The organism is Streptococcus acidominimus (genome assembly GCF_001921825.1).
Lineage (GTDB): Bacteria > Bacillota > Bacilli > Lactobacillales > Streptococcaceae > Streptococcus > Streptococcus acidominimus.
Map to the genome: position 1 here is coordinate 1 of NZ_MSJL01000018.1, position 16,190 is coordinate 16,190.

At 42.6% G+C, this 16,190-nt stretch carries 17 protein-coding genes; 4 read left to right on the forward strand and 13 right to left on the reverse strand.

Annotation, left to right across the window (positions count from 1 at the left end; all coding sequences use genetic code 11):
- The 4 genes from BU200_RS04950 to BU200_RS04965 form a co-directional block, all read left to right on the forward strand.
- A partial coding sequence (locus BU200_RS04950) for a transposase family protein (RefSeq protein WP_142237021.1) occupies positions 1 to 224 on the forward strand: 224 nt, incomplete at its 5' end.
- Positions 225 to 435: 211 nt separating this feature from the next.
- Complete coding sequence (locus BU200_RS04955; protein ID WP_075099120.1) at positions 436 to 1,380, forward strand: magnesium transporter CorA family protein; 945 nt, start codon at positions 436 to 438, stop codon at positions 1,378 to 1,380.
- Between the two features lie 17 nt (positions 1,381 to 1,397).
- On the forward strand, positions 1,398 to 2,051 hold the full coding sequence (locus tag BU200_RS04960; protein ID WP_075099121.1) for a DUF1129 domain-containing protein: 654 nt from the start codon (positions 1,398 to 1,400) through the stop codon (positions 2,049 to 2,051).
- 233 nt (positions 2,052 to 2,284) lie between these two features.
- Positions 2,285 to 2,854: a hypothetical protein gene (locus BU200_RS04965; RefSeq protein WP_075099122.1), complete on the forward strand. Its 570-nt coding sequence runs from the start codon at positions 2,285 to 2,287 to the stop codon at positions 2,852 to 2,854.
- 267 nt (positions 2,855 to 3,121) lie between these two features.
- Here BU200_RS04965 and rpsR read toward each other — a convergent pair whose 3' ends face one another.
- From rpsR to BU200_RS05030, 13 genes are all read right to left on the reverse strand, one after another.
- Positions 3,122 to 3,361, reverse strand: coding sequence for a 30S ribosomal protein S18 (rpsR, locus tag BU200_RS04970; protein WP_002939250.1), 240 nt, complete (start codon positions 3,359 to 3,361; stop codon positions 3,122 to 3,124).
- A gap of 32 nt (positions 3,362 to 3,393) precedes the next feature.
- Positions 3,394 to 3,888, reverse strand: a complete 495-nt coding sequence (locus BU200_RS04975) for a single-stranded DNA-binding protein (RefSeq protein ID WP_075099123.1) — start codon at positions 3,886 to 3,888, stop codon at positions 3,394 to 3,396.
- An 11-nt stretch (positions 3,889 to 3,899) separates the two neighbouring features.
- Positions 3,900 to 4,190: a 30S ribosomal protein S6 gene (gene rpsF / locus BU200_RS04980; RefSeq protein ID WP_075099124.1), complete on the reverse strand. Its 291-nt coding sequence runs from the start codon at positions 4,188 to 4,190 to the stop codon at positions 3,900 to 3,902.
- Between the two features lie 336 nt (positions 4,191 to 4,526).
- Entirely contained in the window at positions 4,527 to 5,894 is a 1,368-nt protein-coding gene (locus BU200_RS04985; RefSeq protein WP_075099125.1) for a glycoside hydrolase family 32 protein, read from the reverse strand.
- Between the two features lie 19 nt (positions 5,895 to 5,913).
- Positions 5,914 to 7,533 (reverse strand): ABC transporter substrate-binding protein, encoded by a 1,620-nt coding sequence (locus BU200_RS04990; RefSeq protein ID WP_172459317.1) that lies wholly within the window; start codon positions 7,531 to 7,533, stop codon positions 5,914 to 5,916.
- A gap of 67 nt (positions 7,534 to 7,600) precedes the next feature.
- Complete coding sequence (locus tag BU200_RS04995) at positions 7,601 to 8,488, reverse strand: carbohydrate ABC transporter permease (protein ID WP_075099126.1); 888 nt, start codon at positions 8,486 to 8,488, stop codon at positions 7,601 to 7,603.
- 10 nt (positions 8,489 to 8,498) lie between these two features.
- Positions 8,499 to 9,416, reverse strand: a complete 918-nt coding sequence (locus BU200_RS05000; RefSeq protein WP_075099127.1) for an ABC transporter permease — start codon at positions 9,414 to 9,416, stop codon at positions 8,499 to 8,501.
- A 140-nt stretch (positions 9,417 to 9,556) separates the two neighbouring features.
- On the reverse strand, positions 9,557 to 10,564 hold the full coding sequence (locus BU200_RS05005; protein WP_075099128.1) for a LacI family DNA-binding transcriptional regulator: 1,008 nt from the start codon (positions 10,562 to 10,564) through the stop codon (positions 9,557 to 9,559).
- Between the two features lie 510 nt (positions 10,565 to 11,074).
- Entirely contained in the window at positions 11,075 to 12,739 is a 1,665-nt protein-coding gene (locus BU200_RS05010) for a DAK2 domain-containing protein (RefSeq protein WP_075099157.1), read from the reverse strand.
- Positions 12,740 to 12,741: 2 nt separating this feature from the next.
- The gene (locus BU200_RS05015; RefSeq protein WP_075099129.1) at positions 12,742 to 13,107 is read right to left on the reverse strand and encodes an Asp23/Gls24 family envelope stress response protein; all 366 of its coding nucleotides are present in this window, start codon (positions 13,105 to 13,107) and stop codon (positions 12,742 to 12,744) included.
- Positions 13,108 to 13,639: 532 nt separating this feature from the next.
- Positions 13,640 to 13,828, reverse strand: coding sequence for a 50S ribosomal protein L28 (gene rpmB / locus BU200_RS05020; protein WP_001140948.1), 189 nt, complete (start codon positions 13,826 to 13,828; stop codon positions 13,640 to 13,642).
- 165 nt (positions 13,829 to 13,993) lie between these two features.
- The gene (locus BU200_RS05025) at positions 13,994 to 14,875 is read right to left on the reverse strand and encodes a class II fructose-bisphosphate aldolase (RefSeq protein WP_075099130.1); all 882 of its coding nucleotides are present in this window, start codon (positions 14,873 to 14,875) and stop codon (positions 13,994 to 13,996) included.
- A gap of 81 nt (positions 14,876 to 14,956) precedes the next feature.
- Entirely contained in the window at positions 14,957 to 16,186 is a 1,230-nt protein-coding gene (locus BU200_RS05030) for a glycosyltransferase (RefSeq protein WP_075099131.1), read from the reverse strand.
- Positions 16,187 to 16,190 lie beyond the last annotated feature (4 nt).

The window sequence follows — 16,190 nt, forward strand, 5'->3', positions numbered from 1 at the left end:
ATGAAAATAGCTTTATTCCAGCTAAGAACTCAAAACATCACAGATTGACGGAAGAGGAAAAGCAACTAAATCGTGAGATGGCAGCGATTCGTATCCAAATTGAGCATTTCAATGCGAAGTTTAAGACGTTTCAAATCATGAAACAAGACTATCGTGGTCGGAGAAAACGTTTTGAAATACGTGCTGAGTTAATTTGTGGGATTATTAATTTTGAAACCAAGTAGTTACCGAACAAGTCTATTCCTTAAACACGGGATCGATTGCCTCATTCACTTCTGGTCCTTTTTATCTTGAAGAATAACTAAAAACTGGAGACAAACAATTCTTTTTTTAGGCCGTGGGCATCTATTTGTGAAAAACTTTTCCTTCAGAGAGCTTTTTTTGGTATAATGAGAGGGTGCATTTAAACGCAATAAAAACTGAGGAGGATTTGATATGAAACAGATGTTTCGTTCTACATTAACGAATTTAGAAGAAATCCAAACCTTTGAACCAGGGGCTTGGATTAACTTGGTTAACCCCTCCCAGGAAGAATCTGTCACATTGGCCGAACAATTTAACATTGACATCACTGACCTACGGGCCCCGCTCGACGTGGAAGAGTCCTCTCGGATCGCCGTAGAAGATGACTACACCTTGATTATCGTGGACGTTCCGACCTACGAGGAGCGGAACAATAAAAGCTACCATATCACCCTACCGCTCGGGATTATTGTCACAAAGGATGTCGTCATCACCACCTGTGTTCAGCCCTTGAACCTCTTTGATCACTTCTTCAATCAACGGATCAAGAATTTCTATACCTTTATGAAGACACGCTTTGTCTTCCAGTTGCTCTATCGTAATGCTGAACTCTTCATCACTGCCCTACGTTCGATTGACCGACAGACGGATCGGATCAGTGCCCATATCGACCGCGCCACCAAAAATGAACAAGTCATCGATATGATGGAGTTGGAAAAATCCATCGTCTATCTAAAAGCTTCCCTTAAACTCAATGAACGTGTGGTGAAAAAACTGTCTGTCCGAAACAGTACCTTAAAGAAATATGTGGAGGACGAGGATCTGCTTGAAGATACCTTGATCGAGACCCAGCAGGCCCTTGAGATGGCGGATATTTATGGCAATGTCTTGTACGCCCTTGCCGAAACATCTGCGGCGATTATTTCCAACAACCAAAACACCATTATGAAAACCTTGGCGCTTATGACGATGGCGCTCGATATTCCAACCGTTATTTTCTCGGCCTATGGAATGAACGTTCCGGAATCAGGTATGCCGTTTGGAGGACACCCCAACTCCTTCTGGATCATCTCCTTTATCTCGGCCTGTCTTAGTGCGGTTGTCGTCATCAACTTTTTACGCAAAAAATGGTTCTAACACAAGAGGAGATCACTATGCCATTTACAGAAATCAACGAATTAACCAAGAAAAATCAGGAATTTATCCATATCGCTACCAACCAGCTCATCAAGGCTGGTAAGACGGATACCGAAATCAAAGAATTGCTCGAAGAAATCCTCCCTGTCATTCTCGAACATCAAAAAACAGGCGTCACCGCCCGTAGTCTTTACGGAGCTCCTAGCGATTGGGCAGCTAGCAAGACTGCTCAATCTGAAGCAACAGATCAGCCACCACTCAATGAAAATCCTTGGCTCATGTGGCTCGATTCTAGCCTCTTACTCCTTGCTATTATCGGGATCGTCAACGGGGCAATGAATTCCTTTAACGCAGGTGTCAACTACGGTCTCATTACCATGTTGCTGATCGGTTTTGGAGTGGGAGCTGGGATGTATATGATGTACCACTTTGTCTACCGTGAGCAAGTCCAGACTGGTAAACGTCCGAGCCTTGTCAAAGCGCTTGGCTTTCTGGTGCTTGCAACACTTGCTTGGACCCTCGTCTTCTTCCTTGCAGCACTCATTCCAAGCAGTATCAATCCACCTGTATCACCATTCTTTGCGATTGTCATCGGTGCAGGAGCATTTGTCATTCGCTACCTCATCAAGAAAAAGTACAATATCCGCAATGCTATGCAACCCATGCCCTAATAGCAGGAAAACCGATTGGCTCCTGATGTCACAAACATCAATCGCCCTTCCCCCTGCTCCATTTCCAAAAAAAGAACCTTGAAGGTTTCTATGAAAAAAACCTACTCTTGGCAAGTCATCCTCATTTTATTTGCCCTCTATCTCATTCTTGTCGCCTTTTTCCCCGAGCTCAATATCATCTTGACTACTTCCCCCTCACCCTGCTCTTGGCTCTTGGTTTCCTGTGGTTGGGAGTGGAGCGCAAGAATACCATTTTATTCTTCATCTGGCTTAGTTTCTCCTCCCTCTACATGCGGGAGATTATCCCCTATGCCTATACTCCATTTAATGTCGGACCCCTCTTTTGGGGGATTCTCGTGCTAGGCGTTGCCGTCCACAGTATCAATAAGAAGAGGCAACAGCACAAGTTCCTCCAATTTGAAGCGACATCTACTACCACCCTTCACTCAACTGATAGCAATTACCTGAACATTGAAGCCAATTTCACCGACAAATACGCCTACTCCATTGCACCTGCCCTACAGGCTATCTCGATGAAGGCTTTCTGCGCCAATGTGCAACTCGATATAAGCCAAGCCCAATTTGAAAAAGACTTGACCCACCTCGTCGTGAAAAATACCCTTTCCAACTGTCGGATTCGGATTTCAAAAGATGTCAAGATCGTCAACACCCTCAAATCAGGATTGGGAGAACTCTACCTACCACCAACAAGCCATCAAGAAGCCACTCATCAACTCTACCTGACAGGAACAAACACCCGCAGGCACCATCACATTCTAGCGCGCTCCCCATCGAACAGCTGAGAGAGGTCGGTACCTTTCTTATATCAACCACCCGCGGTTGAAAGGAGGAAACTTGGTTCGTCTGATACTCCACAGCTGTAAATAGCTACGTCCCCACTAAAGGGGAGAGTCGTAAAGCAAACCAAGTTCAAAACAGTCATGTTTCCTTTATTATCCTACTCACTCGCTCTTTCATTTTCAGGCTCATGAAAAAATAGCCCTAGATGGGCTACAATTCGCTTTTCTAATTTATATGCTCATGAAAAAGAGGTTCACTGAACCTCTTTTTTAATCTTCATTTACAAATGGTAATAGTGCCATTACGCGTGCGCGTTTGATAGCTGTTGTTACTTTACGTTGGTTTTTAGCTGAAGTTCCAGTTACACGACGTGGTAAGATTTTTCCACGTTCTGAAATGAAACGACTAAGAAGCTCAGTATCTTTGTAATCAACATATTCAATTTTATTCGCTGCGATATAATCAACTTTTTTACGGCGTTTGAATCCGCCACGACGTTGTTGAGCCATGTTTTTCTCCTTTATTATTTTATCTGTCCTATCTAGAATGGTAAATCATCATCTGAAATATCCATTGGATTGGTTGCCCCAAATGGACTTTCATCGCGTGCAAAGTTTGGTGTAGATTGTGCAGGCGCTTGGTAAGGTGATTGATAGTCATTACCACCAGCAAAGGAATTACCAGCTGGGTAGCCACCACCTTGGCCTTCACGTGCAGTACGGCTTTCCAATAGTTGGAAATTTTCTGCAACAACCTCGGTTACATAAACGCGTTGTCCTTGCTGATTTTCATAATTACGGGTCTGAATACGACCGGTAATCCCCACCAAGGCACCTTTTTTAGCCCAGTTTGCCAAGTTTTCAGCCTGCTGGCGCCAAATCACCACGTTAATAAAGTCCGCTTCTCGTTCACCGTTTTGGTTTTTAAAATTGCGGTTAACCGCAAGCGTAAATGTCGCAACGGCTTGGTTCGACGGTGTGTAACGAAGTTCTGCATCACGGGTCATACGACCAACTAGTACTACATTATTTATCATAATCTACCTTCTTACGCGTCTAATTTCACAATCATGTGACGAAGAATGTCGCCGTTGATTTTTGAAAGACGGTCAAACTCTTTAAGAGCGACATCATCAGTTGCTTCAACGTTTACGAGGTGGTAAAGTCCTTCACGGAAATCTTTGATTTCGTATGCAAGACGACGTTTTTCCCATGCTTTTGATTCGACAATCGTTGCACCATTGTCAGTCAAGATAGAGTCAAAGCGCGCTACCAAAGCGTTTTTAGCTTCTTCTTCAATGTTTGGACGAATAATATAAAGAATTTCGTATTTAGCCATTGATATGTTCCTCCTTTTGGTCTAATGACTCATGGTCTAGCCACGAGTAAGTGAGGGCTACTCACGAGATAACATTATACCGCACTTTCGAGGAAATAGCAAGGAAAACAGCAATTTTATTTTCTTTATCCATTTCCTATCATTCCTCAAGGTAAGTGCCAGCTGTACCTGTACGCTTGAAATTGGTCCTAGATTCCTTTTCAGCCAGCATATATAGCCGTTTAGTTTATTTTTAGTACTAGGCAACGAGTCGCAGGTAGTACTGGGGTACAGCAAGACGAGTTAACGAAGTAATAAAAATATAAACTAAATGACTATAGCCTAGGACCGTTTCTGTTATTGGGCAAAAGATAACGTCCGTTCACCTGACAAGAAATAGGTGCTGGTTAGGCTATCCTGACCGCCGTTGACAAAGATTTCAATACTGTTTGTATCAATCACTACCAAGACTTTAGGATTTTCTGCACCAACAGCACGGCGTTGGGTAGACCACTCTTCTTCTCCCTGAATGGCGAATGTCAAGCGACTACGGTCAATATAAACCTCTTGCTTAGCTGCATCATAGCCAAATTCGATATAGTCGGACTTGCTGCCTAGACGAAAGACCTTGCTCATTGTCCAATCCTCTTGGAAATAGCCTCCTCTTATCTCTCCTTTCGTAGGCAAAACCAGCAAATCCTCTAACAGACTGGCAGGGATTTCTTGATACATAACACCATCTTGTATCTGCAATTTTCTCGGTATGGTCATGGCACAAGCCCAGTTGTGCTTGAGCTGGTCTGTTACATTAGTCCGCCCCCATGTCTGCATCCAGGCAAGCATGATCCGTTCACCAGCTGCGTTTTCCAAGGTCTGTGGAGCATAGAAATCATGACCATGATCCACTTCTTTTACTGTATCAGGCCGAAAAACCTTTTGCTCCCAATCCACATGCCCCGTCATGAGGACTGAGGAATTGATATTGGTATAGTCTAACCCCTCTTTTTGATAACGCATTGGTGACATAAGCAAGCAAGAAGTACCGTCTAGCTCAAAGTAGTCAGGGCATTCCCACATCAAGCCTTGGTGCGGCTCTCCTTTGAGGAAAATGGAAGCAAAGTCCCATGTGACCAAATCAGGTGATTCAAGTAGTACAATCGTACCTACATGGTCACGGTGTTTAGCAGCGACCACTGCATAATAGGTGCCGTCTTTTTCAAATACCTTTGGATCACGGAAGTCTGCCGCTACAAGCTCCTCTGGCAATATAGCTCCTGTCGCTACGGGGTTTGATGCTAGTTTTTCAAAATGAATACCGTCTGTCGAGTATGCCATGTTTTGCACCTGACGAATACTACCATCTGGATCCACAATATGACCTGTATACATCAGCCACAACCTATTATCTTTGACGATAGCACTTCCTGAAAAACAGCCGTCCCTATCGTAATCTTGGTCTGGAGCTAGAGCAACTGGAAGATGCTCCCAATGGAGCAGGTCTTTACTTTTGGCATGTCCCCAGTGCATAGCACCCCACTGTGTTCCATAAGGATAGTATTGGTAGAATAAGTGGTATTCCCCCCTGAACTGCACCAGACCGTTGGGATCATTGAGCCAGCCCACGGGAGCTGAAAAATGAAATGCTGGCTTATAGAGAGGATTGACCTCTCCCTGATGCTGCGCAATATAGCGATTCGCTTTTGTAACACTCCATACCTCTCCCATATTCTCTCACTCTCTACTTCTATTTTTGATTTTCTAAATATTTATCGTAATATTTCTGTTTGATAGCTAACCAGTCTGATAAGCCGTATTTATCTAGCTCTTTGAGATAATCATCCCATTCTTTGTCAATAGTACCATTGACAATCCATTCTGCACGTTTGCGATAGATATAGTCATTCATATCTGCCTCAATTTGTGCCAATCTATCCAAATCCTCTTCTTCCATAAAGACGCGCGGATAGATCGCCTCATTGTTCATATATGGAACATAGGTTTTCTTCAAAATATCCAACCGCCATACAGCATCGTCTGGCATGGTTGTTAGCTTACCGTAGTAGCTGTCTAAAATGGCAAGCGGTCCACCTACTTCTGTCTTTTGACGAAGCTCTCCTGGTGCTGTTCCATCAAGCGGTAAATGTTTTAGGCTATTGCTTGCCTTGTCAAATTCAAAGATATTTTGCTGACTATCATCGCCGTAAGTACCCCAGTTGTTTTGAACAGATTGCAAAGGTACATACTGGGCATCAATCCATTTGGCAGTCAATTCAAGGTTTTTATTGGCACTGGTAATGACCATACGGTCGCGCGAAAAGCCCATTCCGTTGGTTCTAGCAACGTGTTTTTTCCCACTTGGTCCAGTGAGAACAGGAAGAACATCGTAGCTATCATTGAAACCTGATACATTTGCCTTATCCCATGTAAAATAGACACCGTACTGATGATCCCCCCCTTTTGCAATATAGGTATTCCAATCTTGCTCAAAGGCTTCTGGATCTAGCAAGCCCTTTTCTTGTAGTTGACGGATGAATTTTACCCCTTCTTTATACTCCGGATTATCCGCTGTAAAATCTACAATACCGTCATTCCCAACGACCAAGTGATCATCATTGTCACCGATACCAAAGGCAGCAAACAAGAGTTTGAAGTCCTCATTTCCACCTGCATTGATAAAGGACATCGGAATCTCATCTGCCTTTCCGTTTCCATTTGGATCTTGTGTCTTAAAGGCTTCTAAAACAGTTACCAGCTCATCTGTTGTAGTTGGCATTTTGAGATTTAACTTTTTCAACCAGTCAATGTTAATCCAAGCCATATCATTTACGGAGTGAATGGATTCTTTGCCCTCACCCAATTCTTCAATCCAAGGGAAAGAATAGATATGACCGTCGGGCGCTGTGATTAAGGCACGGTATTCTGGCTTTTCATCCAAAATCTTCTTCAAATTTGGCATGTATTGGTCGATCAAGTCCTCAACTGGGATAATCACCCCTTGTTTTGCCCATTTCACTAATTCAACGTCCGATGCAACAGCATTGTGAATCGCATCTGGCAAATCACCCGATGAAATGTCCAAGTTGCGCTTTTCTGCAAAATCAGAAGAATAGTTGATCCAGTCAATATGAACACCTGTTTCCTCTTCCAAGCGTTGATAAATCAGCTTATCATTCGGATCTTTTGGTGCAAGTGGTGAACTACCTGTAATAAACTTCAAGGTCACCTTATCTTTAAGCGGGAAAGAAACATTTTCTAGCTTATAGTCTGGACTAGAGGCAGTCTTTTTATTGCCACAAGCAGTCAAAACCAAAGCAGAGGTTGCCAATAGAGTCGCACTGAGACTCATCCATGTTTTCATTTTCATGAGAAAACTCCTTTTTATATTGATATACATTTTATGACATTTCCTAAAATCTATGTTCTAGGAAGTATCAACCCTTCAACGAACCAGCCATAATCCCCTTATCAAAGTATTTCTGGAAGAAAGGATACATGACAATCAGCGGTAAGCTGGAAATCACAATCGTTGCATACTTAATCATTTCTGCGATTCGTTTTAATTCATTCATGGCTACCTGCGCTCCAATCATATCTTTACCCGGTTCACTTTGAATCAAGATTTTCCGCAAAACAAGCTGAAGCGGTTCTAGGTTCGGATCCTTGATATAAATCATGGCATCAAAGTAAGAATTCCATTGTCCTACAAAGGCATATAAGAAGAGGACAAACATGATTGGTTTGGCAAGTGGCAGCATAATCTTGATAAAAATTTCCAAATCGTTGGCACCGTCGATATAAGCTGCCTCTAACAACTCATCTGGAATCCCTTGGAAATAGGTGCGAGCCAAGATGATATTCCAGACATTGATCGCACCAGGCACGATAATGGCCCAGACGGTATTGAGCATACCCAAATCTTTTACAAGGAGATAGGTCGGTACCAAGCCTCCACCGAAGAACATGGTGAAAATCAGAAAGGCATTCAACCACTTTTTACCAACCAAATCCTTTTTCGACAAAGGATAGGCAGTCAAAACAGAGAGGAAAACCGTCAAAGCTGCAAAGCTAAAGGAATAAAAGAGGGAGTTGAAAAATCCTCGAACAATCGATTGGTCACTAAAGACCCTCTGGTAGCCCTCAATCGTCCAGTCAGTAGGGTCAAAACTAATTCCCTTACTCACGAGTACCTGTGGATCCATGAAAGAAGCCACCAAAATATACATCATTGGTACAAGTGTAATCAAGACCAAAAAGGCAATGATGAGTTTATTCACGACCAGCATCCGCTTGTCGAATCTTGTATATAGTTGTGTGTTCATTTCATTCTCCTTACAATCCTTGACCGTTGTTCAGCCGTTTGACAATCTGATTCACCGCAACCAATAAAATCACATTGATGACGGCATTGAATAGTCCAACAGCTGTCGAATAGGAATAGTCTCCTGACACAAGACCGACCTTATACACATAAGTTGAGATGATTTCTGAACTGGTCAAATTGAGAGAGGTTTGCATCAAGAAGGCTTTTTCATAACCAACATTCATGATATTACCAGCTGCTAGGACAAATTGAATGACCATAACAGGGCGCAAGGCTGGCAAATCAATATGCCAAATCCGCTGGAAGATATTGGCACCGTCCATTTTAGCTGCCTCAATCAAAGACGTATCCACATTGACCAAGGTCGCTGTGTAGAGGGTAGATGCCCAGCCCATTCCTTGCCAGATACCACTCAAAATATAGAGGGGACGAAAGGCGTTGGGATCCGTTAAAAAGTTTGTCTGAATCCCAAAGAAAGATAGGAAACCGTTGATTGGCCCACCGACTGAAAAGAAGAGGAAAACCATTCCGACAATGACCACGACTGAGATAAAGTTAGGGGCGTACAGAATCAGCTGAATCCGTTTCTTCGCCTTATCACTCAGCAACTGATTGAGCATGATTGCCAACAGAACCGGCGGCAAGAAGCCGAGTAGCAAACCGTAGATACTGAGCTTCAGCGTATTTCCAAGCAGGATACCGAAGTTCGGAGAAGAAAGAAACTTGCCAAACTCTTGAAAGCCAATCCACTCGCTTCCCATGACACCTTTTAAAGGATTGTAATCTTTAAAGGCTATCAGAACCCCGTACATCGGAATATACTTAAAGACAAAGGTCAACAAAAGTCCCGGGAGCAACATCAGTAACAATACTTTTTGTTTCTTGATTCTACTCCAGACAGAGTATTCCTTCCCCATATTCACCATTCCTCCTTTTTGAAACGTTTCAATTTTGATAAACAAGAAAATCTATTGCAGAAAATAGACTTCTTCTATTTTTAAAACGTTTCAATTTTATTGAAAAATAAATTTTGATACCTATATCTTATCATTGATAGCGCTTTCTGTCAAGACCTCCTTCTCATTTTTTTCGTTGTTGCTCCCTCAATATATGAAATCGGTAGTATACTTTGTAGTTTATAGCTCTTTTTATGAATAATAGCGAGTAAAATATTGACCGCTTCCTGCGCCATCTGCTCTAAGGGCTGCTTAATCGTAGAGACATGGTAGTTTCTATCGTTTGAGAAACGGATGCCGTCATAACCAATCACTTGGACATCTTCTGGTACACGCTTGCCTTGCTTTTCTAAAATAGCGATTGTATCTAGCGCCGTAAAATCATTGATGGCAAAAATGCCGTCAATCTGGGGATGCAGTGCCAAGAAATTTTCCAAGTCTCCAAGAAAATGATCCACCGGCTCTGCTCTATCAAAAATAAGACACTCTTTTCCTATCTGGTCTATCGTCTTCTCAAAAAATTGCCGTCGTTTCTTGGTCTCATTAAGAGTATCATTATGACTGCCGACAAAAGCGAGGTGCTGACATCCTTTCTCGAGTAAAATCTGTGCCGCCAACTCGCCACCTTTTTGGTTGTCGGATGTCACACAGGCAATTTCCTTGTCCTGATAGGTTCTATCAATACTAACAAAGGGAATATTGGATGCTAGATAGTCTTCAATCGGACTGTAAGTAATGGCAATAATACCGTCCACCTTATTCTGTCGCAGCATCATGAGGTATTCAATCTCTTTTTTAGCCCCATCTGTATTGCATAGCAACAATTTATAATTCTTTTTACTGAGGGCCTCTTCAACAAAAAAAGCAAACTCACTAAAAAATGGGTGCCAGATAGTCGGAAGAATCAAGGCTACCGTCTCTGTTCGATTGGTCTTCATCCCTCTAGCATAGACATCTGGAATATAGTTCAACTCCTCAATCGCCTGCTGAACCTTTTGAAGCGTTGTCTCTTTTATGCCCTGTTCCTGATTGATGACCCGCGATACCGTTCCAACACTAACACCTGCTAGCTGAGCCACCTCTTTCATCGTCACTGACTTTTTCTGCATTTCTTTCATCTGATCACCTCCCTTTCTACCTAGTATACCATTTTTCGAAATCGCTTTCTATATTTTTCAAGACTTCTATCCTCAAGAATAAAAGCAACCTCGTTCTCACTCCCTTGTTTCTAGGCGTTCTGCTCATACTCATCAAAAATCAAATTCTGACGTCGTTCATTCACCTTGCTGAGTAAAAGCTCCAGTAGAGATTTTTAGCCTATTCCCTTAAAACAAGAAAGAACAGAATTCTATTTGCTTCAACAGTCTAAGAATAGACTGGTGAAGGTTGGAGATAAAACGAGTGAAACTCGTGTCGAACAGGATAGGAATAGACTGGGAAAGGTGGGAAATAGAACGAGTGAGACTCGTGTCAAGTGTAGCTCCCTTTGGGACGTAGCTGTTTCAGCTTTAGCCAGTTCCAGATGTTGATTTTTATAGGGTATCAATATAGTCGTTTCGTCTGATAGATAAGAAAAGTGTCACTACAAAAATAAAGAGCTTGAACCTCTGTCCAAACTCTTCGTCTTCTTATTCGACACTAAACAAATATGGGTAGACTGGTTGTTCCCCTTGGTGGATTTCCACTTCAAGGTCTTCGTATTTTTCTTCCAAGTCTTGAGCAAGGGTGTCAGCAAGGTCTGGATCGCCCTCTTCCCCCACATAAATGGTCACGATCTCACTATCTTCATCCAACATCTTGTCAAAGGTTGCCTTGAGTGTTTCCATCATGTCTGGATTTGAAACAACAATCTTACCATCAACCATACCAAGCTGATCGTTTTCATGGATCTCAAGTCCGTCAATCCTTGTATCGCGAACCGCTATCGTCACGCTACCGCTCTTCACATCAGCAAGCGAAGCAGTCATGACCTCGAAGTTAGCTTCAATATCACGACTTGGGTCAAAGGCCAATAGGCTAGTAAAGCCTTGCGGAATCGTACGAGTCTCTACCACCTTAACAACAACTTCTGCTACTTCAGCTGCTGATTGGGCAGCCATCAAGATGTTCTTGTTGTTCGGCAACAAGATGACATTGCGGGCATTGACCAATTCAATCGCCTTAACAAAATCTTCCGTAGATGGGTTCATGGTTTGACCGCCTGAAATCACATAGTCTACACCCTGTGATTTGAAAATTTCTGTCAGCCCCGCACCTGCTGCCACAGCAATCACTGCGTATTCTTTTTGTTCAGCTGGTTTTTGGAAACCCTCTTCTTTTTCCACCTGCGCTTCATGTTGCTCGCGCATATTATCTACTTTGACCTTGACCAAGCTACCGTATTGGAGACCAGCCTGCATCACAAGACCCGGATCCTCGGTATGGACGTGAACTTTTACAATTTCATCATCATTTACGACAAGCAGAGAGTCTCCCAAGTCATTCAGATAAGCACGAAATTCTTCGTAGTCAAAGTCTTTCACATAGGTTGGACCTTGGCGGAGTGCCACCATGATTTCTGTACAGTAACCAAAGGTGATGTCTTCTGTTGCAACGTGTCCAGCGACTGATTTGTGGTGTTCTGCATTGATCATTCCAGACATCACTGCTGGTGTTGCCTCAAAATCGTCAGAAGCAATGTAGTCACCTGTAAGGGCTGCAAGGAAGCCTTCATAGATGTAGACTAGACCCTGACCACCAGAGTCTACCACTCCGACTTCTTTCAATACTGGAAGCATGTCTGGTGTTTTCTTAAGCGCGCGCTTTGCGCCCTCTAAGGTCGCACGCATCACCTCAACAGCATCATCAGTTTGTTCAGCTTTTTTCAAGGCTGCTGTGGCTGCACCACGTGACACCGTCAAAATGGTTCCTTCAACTGGTTTCATAACAGCCTTATAAGCCACTTCAACCCCATATTGGAAGGCTTGCGCTAGATCTTTACCAGTCAGCTCCTCTTTTTCTTTGACAGATTGACCAAAGCCACGGAACAATTGAGAGGTGATTACGCCAGAGTTTCCACGCGCCCCCATCAAGAGACCTTTTGACAGAATTTGCGCTGCTTCACCAACAGTATTCGCTGGTTTATCAGACACTTCTTTAGCACCATTGGTCATGGTCATGCCCATATTGGTACCTGTATCACCATCAGGAACGGGAAAGACATTTAAGGAATTAACATATTCTGCTTGTTTATTCAGGCGAGTTGATGCAGCCTGCACCATTTCTTGAAATAAACTAGTTGTAATTTTAGACACCATTATTCTCCTACGACTTTGATATTTTGAATATAGACATTGACTGTATCTGCTGCAATACCTAATTGATTTTCTAAGTTAAACTTTACACGCTCTTGAATATTGCGAGAAACTTCACTAATCTTGACACCATAGCTCATCACAGTATAAACATCTACTGCAATATGCCCTTCTTCGGTCGTTTTCACCACGACACCCTTAGCATAGTTTTCCTTTCCAAGAAGTGCTTGAAAGTTATCCTTAATCGCAGATTTGCTCGCCATACCAACAACGCCAAAAATCTCCGTTGTAGCACCCCCAACAACTGTCGCAATGACATCATCTGTTAGTTCAATCTGGCCATCTTTTGTATTGATCTTAACCGTCATTTTTTCTACCTCAAATCATTTTATCACTCTATTTTACCACAATTTCTCATGACTGTAAAAAATTATACTGTCACGGCAGAAGAAGCCCCTAGCAGCATATCCCTAACTAATTGGGCTCTATAAAAATCAAAATCTGGAACTGGCTAAAGCTGAAACAGTTATGTCCCAAAGAGATCCACACTTGACACGAGTTCCACTCGTTTTATCTTGTTTTATCAGATTTTGATTTTTGACGAGTATAGTCATTTAGTTTATATTTTTATTACTTCGTTAACTCGTCTTGCTGTACTATTGAAAAAAGTTACACTTTTCTTATCTATAACTTGTCTAGTTATCAACTGGACAACTACCTGCGACTTTTAACGAAAACTTCGTTTTCTTCATTTCCCACCTCAAACAGTCTCTCCCCAGACTGTTTGAGCTAGTACTAAAAATAAACTAAACGGCTATATAAGTGGACTAAAAAACAACAGCCCTAGTTCAGATTCTCCCATTTGAGGGTCGAAAAAAAGAGACCCTGCGGATCTCCTTTTTAAACACGTTCAACTTTACCTGATTTCAGTGCGCGAGCTGAAGCCCAAACTTTTTTAGGTTTTCCATCAATCAAAACAGTTACCTTTTGAAGGTTTGGTTTTACCGCACGTTTTGTTTGGTTCATCGCATGTGAACGGTTGTTTCCTGATACAGTTTTACGACCTGTAAAATAACATACTTTAGCCATGTCTATTCCTCCTCATTTGATCAAATATTACGGATGTGCTAGCACCACATACCTTACTATTCTACCAAAAAATTCAACTCCTTGCAAGAAGAACTTTCCAATTTTTTGCAAAGAACACTAAAAAACAACTTCTCAAACGAGAAGTTGTCGCTAGTGGAGCGCATGTTACGCTTTGTTTTCTGAACCGAAAACGTCGATACGCTCTTCAACAGAGGCTTGGATTGCTTTTACACCGTCAGCCAAGAATTTACGTGGGTCGAAGAGTTTTTTCTTGTCGTATTCCGCTACGTTTGCTTCATAGCCACGAGCGAATGCGCGAGTTGCGTTTGCAAATGCGATTTGGCACTCGGTATTTACGTTTACTTTTGCAACCCCAAGTTTGATCGCTTCTTGGATTTGCTCATCTGGAATACCAGAACCACCGTGAAGAACGATTGGGAAACCTGGAACAGCTTCTGTCAATTTCTTCAAGTGATCAAGGTCAAGACCTTCCCAGTTTTCTGGGTATGGACCGTGGATGTTACCGATACCAGCTGCCAAGAAGTCGATACCAGTTTCTACCATTGCTTTTGCGTCTTCGATTGGCGCAAGCTCACCAGAACCGATAATTCCGTCTTCTTCTCCACCGATTGTTCCAACTTCAGCTTCAACTGAAATACCTTTTGCGTGTGCCAATTTAACGACTTCGCGAGCTTTTTCAAGGTTTTCTTCAACTGGAAGATGTGAACCGTCAAACATGATGGAAGTGTAACCAACTTCGATACACTCAAGCGCATCTTCATAGTGACCGTGGTCAAGGTGAATCGCAACTGGAACTGTAATATTCATTGACTCTACAAGATTTGCAATCAAGTTACGAGCTACTTTATACCCTCCCATGTATTTTGCTGCACCCATTGAAGTTTGGATAAGAACAGGAGCTTTTTTAGCTTCTGCTGCACGCAAGATTGCTTGCGTCCACTCAAGGTTGTTTGTGTTAAATCCACCAACTGCGTAACCGTTGTCACGAGCTGCTTGAACGAATTTTTCTGCTGAAACGACTGGCATTTTCTAGCCTCCTTTTATTTTTGTGGGCATCCCCACTTACATTGTTTATTTTATCACATTTTCAAGAAAATGGCTAATGTTTCATGAATTTTTTATTTTTTCTTCTCTTTTATAGCCCTCTAAAAATTCTACCAATCTCTGTGGCTGGGCCGTTGGAAACATCATTGTCGTATAATCTCCAACTGTCGTGTCAAAGGAGAGAATCTCCCTTCCCTTACCTTTTACTTCCCCTAAAACATCCTCAAACTTGCCACCATGGTTAATATCCAAGTATAGGTCTGCTTTCTTCATTAAGTCCTCAATCGTCACTCTCATAATCTTAGGATATAGCCTCACATTTTCATACTGGGCCAAACGGGTCAGAGTTCCCGACATTGCGGTGTAAGCTCCAATATGGAAACAACAGTCTGGTAAAGAAACTACCAACTGCTCAATATGCTCCAAAAGGTGACTATTAGTAAGAGTAAAAAGGTGCAATCTAGTAGAAAGGATGGGGATTGCTCTTACCCCCCCCCCCTCAAAAACTTTAGCAACAATCTCTTCCCAATCCAACATAGCATAGTCCCACCAGATCTGCCGAAGCCTTCCTGAGGAAAAGGTATTCCAAGGCTTATCTGGAGAAATATAGTGAAGAACCAAGGGGAGAGGAGTAAGAGGGAGGTCAAAGACACCTAGCTCGCCACGCACATAGGCTCCATAGTCGTAGCCAATGGGGAAATTGTAGGTTTGGTCTAAGGCAAGCCAACGTCCAGAAAAAAGGCTATTAAGAATCGATTGATCTCCTTCAGGCACCTGCTGCCAATCCCGCCGCGTTCTTTCGATGAGCTGTTCAAATACCTTTTCCTCTTTCCAACGCTTATTATCAATCAGCAAAACACCCGAATTAAAGAGTGAGGTCATCCCATGCAAGGCAGCTACTGCTGCTAGATAGTTCTCTCCCAAATCCAAATCAAATAAATGGCAGATTTCTCCAGTTACAATCAAATCACTATCTAGATAGAGCACACGATCCTCCACCACATACTCAGGGATAAAATAGCGGGCAAAAGCCATATAGTTGATGTGCTCAAAACCAGCCGTCCAGTCCCTATCCAAGCGGGAATCTAACAACTTAATATCAACTAGTTCCGAACCGATTCTTACCAGTTGCCGTCGGGTCGCCCGAAACCACTCACTAGGTATATCTTGGTTAAAAATATAGACCTTTATTTCTCGATTATGAGAACACAGCGATTTTAAGGTGCTTTCGATTTGGCGAAGATAACCATAGTCACCCGCTAATACAATAGCTGATTTTTGCCTGCCTGTCATCCTA